This is a genomic window from Veillonella sp. DNF00869, from assembly GCF_001553345.1.
In the GTDB taxonomy this organism is placed as follows: Bacteria; Bacillota; Negativicutes; order Veillonellales; family Veillonellaceae; genus F0422.
In genome coordinates, this window is record NZ_KQ960749.1 from 182,482 (window position 1) to 191,403 (window position 8,922).

At 42.0% G+C, this 8,922-nt stretch carries 8 protein-coding genes; all 8 read right to left on the bottom strand.

Features of this window, described 5'->3' with window-relative positions; translation table 11 throughout:
* Complete coding sequence (locus HMPREF3032_RS00890) at positions 1 to 942, bottom strand: hypothetical protein (RefSeq protein ID WP_062401145.1); 942 nt, start codon at positions 940 to 942, stop codon at positions 1 to 3.
* Positions 943 to 951: 9 nt separating this feature from the next.
* Entirely contained in the window at positions 952 to 2,133 is a 1,182-nt protein-coding gene (locus HMPREF3032_RS00895) for a DNA polymerase IV (RefSeq protein ID WP_062401147.1), read from the bottom strand.
* Between the two features lies 1 nt (position 2,134).
* Positions 2,135 to 2,485 carry an ArsR/SmtB family transcription factor gene (locus HMPREF3032_RS00900; RefSeq protein WP_009353907.1) on the bottom strand — a complete coding sequence of 117 codons (351 nt, stop codon included), beginning with the start codon at positions 2,483 to 2,485 and terminating at the stop codon, positions 2,135 to 2,137.
* A gap of 310 nt (positions 2,486 to 2,795) precedes the next feature.
* Positions 2,796 to 3,359: a redoxin domain-containing protein gene (locus HMPREF3032_RS00905; protein WP_062401150.1), complete on the bottom strand. Its 564-nt coding sequence runs from the start codon at positions 3,357 to 3,359 to the stop codon at positions 2,796 to 2,798.
* Between the two features lie 145 nt (positions 3,360 to 3,504).
* The gene (locus tag HMPREF3032_RS00910) at positions 3,505 to 4,746 is read right to left on the bottom strand and encodes an L-cysteine desulfidase family protein (protein WP_062401152.1); all 1,242 of its coding nucleotides are present in this window, start codon (positions 4,744 to 4,746) and stop codon (positions 3,505 to 3,507) included.
* A gap of 146 nt (positions 4,747 to 4,892) precedes the next feature.
* Positions 4,893 to 6,032, bottom strand: coding sequence for an o-succinylbenzoate synthase (gene menC, locus HMPREF3032_RS00915; RefSeq protein ID WP_062401154.1), 1,140 nt, complete (start codon positions 6,030 to 6,032; stop codon positions 4,893 to 4,895).
* 117 nt (positions 6,033 to 6,149) lie between these two features.
* Entirely contained in the window at positions 6,150 to 6,977 is an 828-nt protein-coding gene (gene menH, locus HMPREF3032_RS00920) for a 2-succinyl-6-hydroxy-2,4-cyclohexadiene-1-carboxylate synthase (protein ID WP_062401156.1), read from the bottom strand.
* A 10-nt stretch (positions 6,978 to 6,987) separates the two neighbouring features.
* Positions 6,988 to 8,796: a 2-succinyl-5-enolpyruvyl-6-hydroxy-3-cyclohexene-1-carboxylic-acid synthase gene (gene menD / locus HMPREF3032_RS00925; protein WP_062401158.1), complete on the bottom strand. Its 1,809-nt coding sequence runs from the start codon at positions 8,794 to 8,796 to the stop codon at positions 6,988 to 6,990.
* Positions 8,797 to 8,922 lie beyond the last annotated feature (126 nt).

Consider the following 8,922-nt stretch of genomic DNA (forward strand, 5'->3'; position numbering starts at 1 on the left):
TTAATCCTCCTTAGACAGCTTCGCAAATCGGTCTAACTTATGCTTTTTGAAGACCGCTTTCATGCCTCGCTTTTCCGCTTTTTTCTCTGCCTTTTTTGCTACTTTTTGCAAGACTTTTTCTGTCCATGCATCGCCATGCTCTTCTGCATAGCGTTCCCATTTAGACAATTTTTTTGCCCACTTGTCTACAGAGGGAGCTTCTTTTTTATGTTTCGACTTATCTTTGCTTTTTTCCTTCTTTTTCTTTTTTTCTTGTTTAACAATGCAGCATTTGTCTCGCTCTTCTGGTATGGGAGAATCTTCTGTGCAATGTTTGCAACGCTTTTTATGCTGTTTTTTTGTCTCTGTTGACGACTCCATCTCAAACATATCATACAAGTTAGATTTTTTGTTAGTATATTTCGTTAACTCAATGACCGCATCCTCTTCATCGTCTTTAGGGTCGTCATCCTCCCCATCGTCATCATAGTCATACTCATTAATACGCTTCGTTTCGCTGGTATTACTGAACAAATTCATAAAAGAACTCGATGTTGCTTTCGGTTCAACCCTCTCTGCAGACATTTCCCCTTGCCAACGCTCAGCCATCACAAAATCTACGCCTAATGCCACACCTACATCATAGCCTTCCACACCTTCATCTGCCACAGCTTCTTCTGTTGGTGTCTCTTCTAAGGAAGATATCATATCATACAGATAGTGCTCTGTTACCATACTTTGGAGTCCACGTAATTCTTCCCATTGTTTTCCCAATAGGGCCAAGATATGAGCAAAGTTTTCTAAGTCTTCTACCACTTCCATAGCCATTTCAGGGGACTCCATATGGTGCGCCTCTAAATTCGCCACATATTGCTGTTGCACTTCTTTGCAATGACCATATGCTGTCTGCAAGCCTTGTAACAACTTTTCAATCTGTTCCTGGTCCAATATATATTGTTGCATACTATCCTCCTAGGACGATGTCGTGTCATCCTTCAATTTTCGTTTCCACATAGCTCCTGTGGTAACAATATCTTCTCCAAATCGTTCTTCCAAAGTATCTAGTACTTGTGCTAACCGATCTGGCTCTGTTTCTTCACTCTGAAAGAGCGACTCTTGCTCCACCTCTTGGTGAAAGCCACTGACCGTAATTCCCAATAACCGGAACGGCCCCTGTACATTAAGTTTATTATATAATACACAGGCCGTCTCATACAATACATCTTCTCTATCCGTCTGATAGGATAATCGTTTTTGCCTTGTTTTGGTGGTAAAGTCTGGCAATCGTACTTTGATGGCTATCGTATGTCCTTTAAGTCCTTTCTGGCGCAAACGCTTAGCTACATGATGCGCAAAATATCGCCATTCATTGTCGATTTCCTCTGGGTCCATTAAGTCCCTTTCATAGGTCAGTTCATTACCTACGGATTGCAACTCACGATTCCACTCAATAGGCCGATCATCAATGCCTTTAGACAACAAATACACACGTTCACTTTGATGACCGCAATAGGGTTCTAACTCATGATACGAATCTAACTGTTCAATATCTTGAATCCGATGAAAGCCGCCTCGCTGTAATGCTTGTTCCATATGAGCCCCTACGCCCCACAACCTGCGTACCGGTAAATGTTTAATATGAGCGCTTTCTTGCCCATGAGGAATAATATATAAACCATCTGGCTTTCGTAAATCCGACGCTAGTTTTGCTAAAAACTTATTCGGTCCAATTCCAACAGATGCGACCAAACCCGTTAAGTCCTTAATTTGTTCTTTCACAGCACGGCCCACCGCCATAGGAGACTCATAGAGTTTTCCTAATCCTGAAATATCTAAAAAAGCCTCATCCAAAGAAATGGGCTCTAAATAGGGACTAAACCGATGCAACACATCATGAATTTGATCAGAAATTTCGTGATATCGTTCCATTCGTGGCAATAGATAGATACCATCTGGACATAATTTTCTAGCCTTCCCAATAGGCATAGCAGAACGTACCCCAAATTTCCGTGCTTCATAACTACACGTAGCCACCACACCACGTGAAGAAAGGCCACCCACGATAACTGGGTGACCTTGTAGTTCTGGACGATCATGTTGTTCTACAGATGCAAAGAAAGCATCCATATCTACATGCATAATCCAACGTTTCATATTATTCTGCCACCGCTTGTGGAGCATCCTCAATACGGCAGTATTTGATTTGTGCACAAATGCACTCATCTTTTGTTTTATATAATTCAGGCAAGAATTTAACAAATTCATCAAAAGCTTCTTCATTAATGGAATAGCGTGTCCACAAACCGCTACGCACAGAATTCACAATACCTGCATCAATTAAAATTTTCATGTGATAACTAAGAGTAGATTGAGATAACTCAAAACTAGCCAAAATATCACACGCACATAATTCATTACAAGACAACATGTCTACAATGTGCAATCTTGTTTCATCGCTAAGGGCTTTAAAAATCCCTGCCAATCGTTCGTATGTAACTTCTAACATTCTCATTCTCCTATATGCATTCTATTTGTAACCTTACCTCCTTATTATATACAAATTTCTAAACTAAATCTAATAATTTAAATGAATAAAGGATACTTTTTAGTAATACAACTATATAATTTGGGAAAGATAAAAACGACAAAGCATTGCTTTGTCGTTTTTATGGGAAGTAAAGGATCTAAGATGTGTTCTTAGGAAAGTTTACAAATATAGTCAACACACTCAATTAGTACATCATGTGTTGTTGAAGATTCGAGAGAGGGAGAGGAGCCTTTAACCACAAAACTACTAAAGGAGCTGTTTATTTACTTTAGATTTTGCCAACTAAGCCAAGATCTGCTGGGTTCAACGTTTTTTCACCAGGAGTCCATTTTGCTGGACACACTTCACCATGTTTTGCAACAAATTGGCAAGCTTGTACTTTACGCACTAACTCAGCAGCGGAACGACCTACACCCATGTCACAGATTTCTGCGGCACGAACGATACCTTCTGGGTCTACCACGAAAGAACCGCGATACGCTTGGCCAGACTCTTCAGAGAATGTCTCGAAGAAGTCAGCTAATTCATGTTTAATATCGGATACCATAGTGTATTCGATTTTATTGATTGTAGGAGATGCATCGGACCATGCTTTGTGAACGAACGCAGAGTCAACAGATACGGAGAATACTTCTACGCCCAAATTTTTCAATTCTGCGTATTGATCTTGTAAGTCTGCCAATTCTGTTGGGCATACAAATGTGAAGTCTGCTGGATAGAATACAAACACGCTCCATTTACCTTCGATAGTTTTATTGCTTACTTTAATAATTTCTGGTTTACGGAATGCATCTAATTCAAAAGCTGGTAGTTGTTTACCGATGATTGCCATGCTAAATCTCCTTTATTGTTACAACCTATATATAGCACATACTGAGTATGTAACTATGAAATCAATCTATGTATCTATCATACACTATACTTTTAGAAAAATCAATATAGAATTGTTCTCATTCTCTATACCAATAATGCATAGATTACTTTTCTAACATGGTTTCTAGGATGACAACATCGGTTTGCTTCATCCCTTCACGGGCAATGGTTGCTACCGTTTGCACTGTATGGTCAATGTCTTCTTTTACAATACCTTGGCCTGCTTTAAAGCTATTATCTGTCTTTGCTTGTGTATAGGCTAATAAGGAATTACCAAGGGACATACCAATTTTCATAGCACAAGATGCTTTTGCTCCATCGCAAACCACACCGGATGTGCCTGCTAATGCATTTGATAATGTTTCCCAAACTACTTCCTTGGATTCATTAAGCAAGAATGCTACACCAGCGGCTGTAGCAGAAGCAGCGCTCACTACACCACAGTAAGCACTCAAACGACCAATATATTGTTTAATGTATAGGGCTAACACATTGGCTAAAGCTAAAGAGCGCAACGTATGGTCACGATCGATACCGTATTCTTTAGCATACATCATAATAGGCACAGATAATGTAATCCCTTGGTTACCACTACCGCAGTTAATCATTACAGGCATAGAACAACCGTCCATGCGTGCATCAGATCCAGCCGCTGCATAGGCACGAGCTTTATCCGCAATGGAAGAAGAATTGGAAATAATCAATTTACCAATATTGGAACCATAATTGTTTTTCATACCTTCTTCGGCAATAGCCATATTCAAATCTAGTTGTGGTCCTAAAATATCTTCCAACTCTTTTGCATCTACAGTACTAGCAAATTCATAGCAAGAGTCAAAGCACAATTCCATGGAGTGTTTAGCCACTTCTTCTGCAGATAAGGCAATCAACACTTCTCCGTCTTTTTCTGCGTAAGAAATAGTGGTATGTGTATTTTGAACAATGACATTAGACGTATGCTCACCAGCCACAGCAGTGACTTCGATGAATAAGTTTTCTACCCCTTCTGCTAGCTCAATATCACAGTAATCCGCTTCAAATAAACGGTCTGCTTCTACCACTTGTTCATGAGTAAGGTCTTCTAGCACTTCTAGTTCTTTCGCCGCTGTCCCTACTAAGGTGCCTAAAATAAGACTATAATAAATGCCCGTACGACCTTCTGAATTAGGAATGGTCACACTTTTTGCATTCTTAATAATATTGCCGCTTAACCGACCATGAATGTGATCTGGTCGAACTCCTAATAGTTCTGCCGCTTTCGCCGCTGCAAATGCCAAGGCGATTGGCTCCGTACAACCAAAGGCCGGTTTTACCTCACGTTTTAATAATTCTATGTACTCTGTCATACAAACCTCCTACGTATCTATGTAAAACAACGATACATTCCACCTCTACTTGAAATGCATCATATCTGTATATGTCATATAGTTTCATACACTACTTGTATATTGTATCATACCACATCCACAAGCTATACAAGTATATAAATCAGTTATAGGTGCCATAATTTCTTATGTATGCAATACGCCTCTAACGCCTCTATATCAACCTCTACACCCAATCCAGCACCATTAGGCACCTCCACAAACTGTGAAAGTCTCTCTATACTGCAATTTTTTATTGTACTAATAATAGGCGGTCGAGTCAAATCTCGCTCAAAATAGCGCAACGAATCTGACAAATCTCCCGGCATATAGGTATCTCCTAGAGCCGCTAATTGTACATGCATCCATTTGGAAATACTCGATTCCACCATGGATCCAATCCAGTACTGGATGCCATGGTCACGACAACACTGAATGACCTTAGCCGTTTCTCGAAGACCACCTAAACGACCCACTTTTACATTGAGTACATCCAACAAGCCATGTGTATGGGCATAGACCAAATCATCATATCCCAAAATCGATTCATCTAAACATATAGGAGTCGTAATCCCCCATTCATGAGTTGACTTATATTGATGGTACATTTTTAAACTCTGTATCTGAAAGGGCTCTTCTATACAGGCCAAATGAAACCCCTGTAAGGCCCGCACCTTATCCACATCTTCATAGGTGTAACTTTGATTCGCATCCACCGCTAACATAAGGTCTGGATAGGCTGAACGCACTCGCTGTACTCGTTCATACCCATCCTTGGGGGATACTTTCAATTTAATGCGCTGACATCCTTGTGATACATAAGCAGACACCGCATCCACCAAGGTATCCAAAGGAACCTCGCCAATGACAATGCCCGTAAATACGGTCGGCAGTAAGGATTGCTGTAGCACATATTCCACTGTATTGACCCTTAAGCGATGGCATTGTATATGGAGCAAGGCGTTTTCCACAGATGCCACAGTCATAGGCATTCCCTCCATCAGCCATTGTTGTGGCAATGTGGTTGTTGTTTCTTGCCCCAACAGGTTTGGTAAATACCTAGTACATAAGGTATCCCAACAAGATGCCACCGTTTCTTTTGTATAAAAAGGGTCTACGAAGGCCACGCATTCGCCGTAGCCTACATAGCCCGCTTCATCTTCCAAACGAACAATGAGAGTATCCCTGACACCGACTTCACCCTTTGCCGTTTTGAAAGTAAACTTCATCGGTAGTTGCACATGGTATAGGGTGATATTTGTAATCATAGGACACCTCTCATTTCTATCATATCACTAGAACTGTATATACCTAGTTAGCTTCATAACATGGACTATCTATGACTGCATGACATAGTAGACTCCATTGTATGACTAACACATCCCCTAATACCTACTATAGAAAAATCGTTCCAGTATCTGCCGATACGCCTCTGGTGCTTCCACATGCACATTATGACCCACCTGCGGTACAATGCGATGTACATCACCAAAATATTTAGCCCCAATGGCTGTATATTTTGCATCTAGCTCACCGCTAATATAACAAATGGGCATGGTTAGCTCCGATAATCGATGTCCTACGTAAGGCATCGTCCCCTGTCCACTTCCTTCCAAGGTGAAAGCCAATGCATGGGGGCTATTGAGCAAGCGCCGTCCTCTAATCTGCTGTTGCACCTTTGTAGGTAAACCTTGTTGTGTCTTGAAAATTTCTAGTTTAGCCCAAGTCTCGCTAAACCAAGTGATATCATGTGCCCGAATCCGTTCAGCCAGCCCTTGATCGGCTACATAGCGGTCTTGTCGTGCTACGCTATCTTCTATCCCTACAGAGCCACTTTCCAAGACTAGATGCGTCACTTCCTGAGGATACTCTAGCGCATATACTAAGGCTAGCCTAGCCCCCATGGAATACCCCATGAGAGCATATCTTTCACCGGCTACGGCATAGATAACTCTATGCAAATCACTGAGCATCTGAGGCAGTTCATAAGGTTTTAATTCCATAGGTCGAGCCGACCTACCATGACCCATACTATCGATACGTATCAGTCGATACCCGCTGACCTCAATTCCATCCCAGGTAGACCCGGATTCGGAAAATCCATGAAAACAAACTAAAGGTTTCCCCGTACCCGTTACAGTCACCCCATAGTAGTATTCTCCTATGTGGATCTGCATACGTTGCATATCTAAGGTTCGTATATCTTGAATCATTGGCCTCATATTATTGTACCCGATAGACCTTGTGCAATTCACGACTGATTTCTTTAGAGGTAGGCACTTCAATGAGGTGAATCCCCTCTGTACCGATATAGTGTTGCATCGCCTGTTCTAACTCTGCATTCGTAGTGACTTTTACATAGTCTAAGCCATACATGGTGGCTAAGCTACTGTAATCGATGCCTTGCGGTGTGTTGAATAGGTAATCGAAATCGTCCGTCCCTTTTTGTGGCAAATATTGGAAAATACCGCCTCCATCATTGTTATGCAAAACGATGGTCAAATTCATCCCATGGGTCTTGCCGATGGCTAAACCGTTCATATCGTGAAAGAAACTTAAATCTCCCGTCAGCATCACCGTAGGTTTCCCATTCGTACTTAGCCCTAACGCCGTAGACACAGTCCCATCGATACCATTGGTGCCACGATTTCCATACACCATGGCTTGCGATCGTCCAGTGGCCCAGAAATAGTCCATATCACGAATAGACATGCTGTTCGCCACCAGAAGTTGGCCTTCATCAGACATCATTTGTTGTAACATGTGAATGGTACGGCCTTCAAATAGATTCGGTTCCTCTTGGACTTTGTCTAATTGTTCACGGCTGTTGGATTCGATACCTTGCCATACTCTGACATACTCTATATCCGATACGGTATAGCAACTACATGTTGTGTTAGATTCCTCTAATCTATGTCGATGATTGATATCTGTGATGTCCTGTTCCAGTCCAAATTTATAAGAGCTAGCGCCTTCCGCGTCACTTTTATCTAATAATCCCTGCACTGTATCTCCTATTCTACTACCTAGACCCAATACAGCAAATAAGCCACGATATACTTCTGTTACAAATACCTCTACACTCGCCATGACATGTATGGTAGTTGTCAAGCTAGGGTTCACCACATCTGCATTAGGGCTGACGGTAATATAATCGATGTCCGTCAAGGTCCCCATCCATTGTTGAATCCGTTTTGATACAGGGATTTGTCCCAATTGGATGACCACATCAGGTCTCAATTCCTCCCATCGTTCATGATGAGCCAAGAAAGCATCGTAGGTGCTAATCACGCCCTCATATTGGCGCAAATTAGATAAGGGATCACCGATGACAACAGCGCCAATCCGATTGGCGAAGTCCACCACCACTTTGGGGTTCGTAACCGACGGACCGCCCAAAATGAGCACTCGTTTTCCGTCCAGCAACGATGCCAATGATGCTATCTCCTGATATTTCACAAGTCGGAATGGTTTCGCACTGCGCCCCTGTTTAAAATACTCTTCCTCACGATTGGGCACCAAAGGCTCAAACAAAGGCACATTGATGTGTACAGGACCAAGTTTATGGTCATTCGCTTTCAAATAGGCACGACGCGCCACTTGACGAGGATAGGTGTAATAGTGACTTTCACTAGGCACAGACAATTCCTCATAATAGTTCACAGCGGTGCCAAAATATTTCTGTTGATCAATCGTCTGTGGTGCCCCCACCTGTTGCAAGGTGTACGGACGGTCGGCGGACAAAATGATCATAGGCACACCGCTGTGCTTGGCTTCCACCACAGCTGGACCATAATGGGTCAACGCAGACCCCGATGTACACACTAATACGGCTGGTTCGCCTTGCGCTTTAGTAATGCCCAATGCCATAAACCCAGCAGACCGCTCATCAATATTCATATACGTGTGAAAGCCTCCATGGCTTTGAAAAAGCATGGCTAATGTAGTGGACCGTGAACCAGGACTGAACACCGCATGGCGCACCCCTAATTGGTATAACTCATCCACCAAACTTGCTATATATTCATTCATATCGTATCTCCCATACCAATATGTGGTATTGTACTATATCTAATAGTGACTATCTACTATGTATTATACCATTGTTTTTAGATTCTGTACGTATCCATATGAGTTGCACGGGGTATCTATCTAACA

Excerpts from the sequence above, each read along its gene's own strand:
- menH (WP_062401156.1), bottom strand. The coding sequence starts at position 6,977 with ATGATTCAAGATATACGAACCTTAGATATGCAACGTATGCAGATCCAC.
- HMPREF3032_RS00900 (WP_009353907.1), bottom strand. The coding sequence starts at position 2,485 with ATGTTAGAAGTTACATACGAACGATTGGCAGGGATTTTTAAAGCCCTT.
- HMPREF3032_RS00890 (WP_062401145.1), bottom strand. The coding sequence starts at position 942 with ATGCAACAATATATATTGGACCAGGAACAGATTGAAAAGTTGTTACAA.
- menD (WP_062401158.1), bottom strand. The coding sequence starts at position 8,796 with ATGAATGAATATATAGCAAGTTTGGTGGATGAGTTATACCAATTAGGG.
- HMPREF3032_RS00905 (WP_062401150.1), bottom strand. The coding sequence starts at position 3,359 with ATGGCAATCATCGGTAAACAACTACCAGCTTTTGAATTAGATGCATTC.
- HMPREF3032_RS00910 (WP_062401152.1), bottom strand. The coding sequence starts at position 4,746 with ATGACAGAGTACATAGAATTATTAAAACGTGAGGTAAAACCGGCCTTT.
- HMPREF3032_RS00895 (WP_062401147.1), bottom strand. The coding sequence starts at position 2,133 with ATGAAACGTTGGATTATGCATGTAGATATGGATGCTTTCTTTGCATCT.
- menC (WP_062401154.1), bottom strand. The coding sequence starts at position 6,032 with ATGATTACAAATATCACCCTATACCATGTGCAACTACCGATGAAGTTT.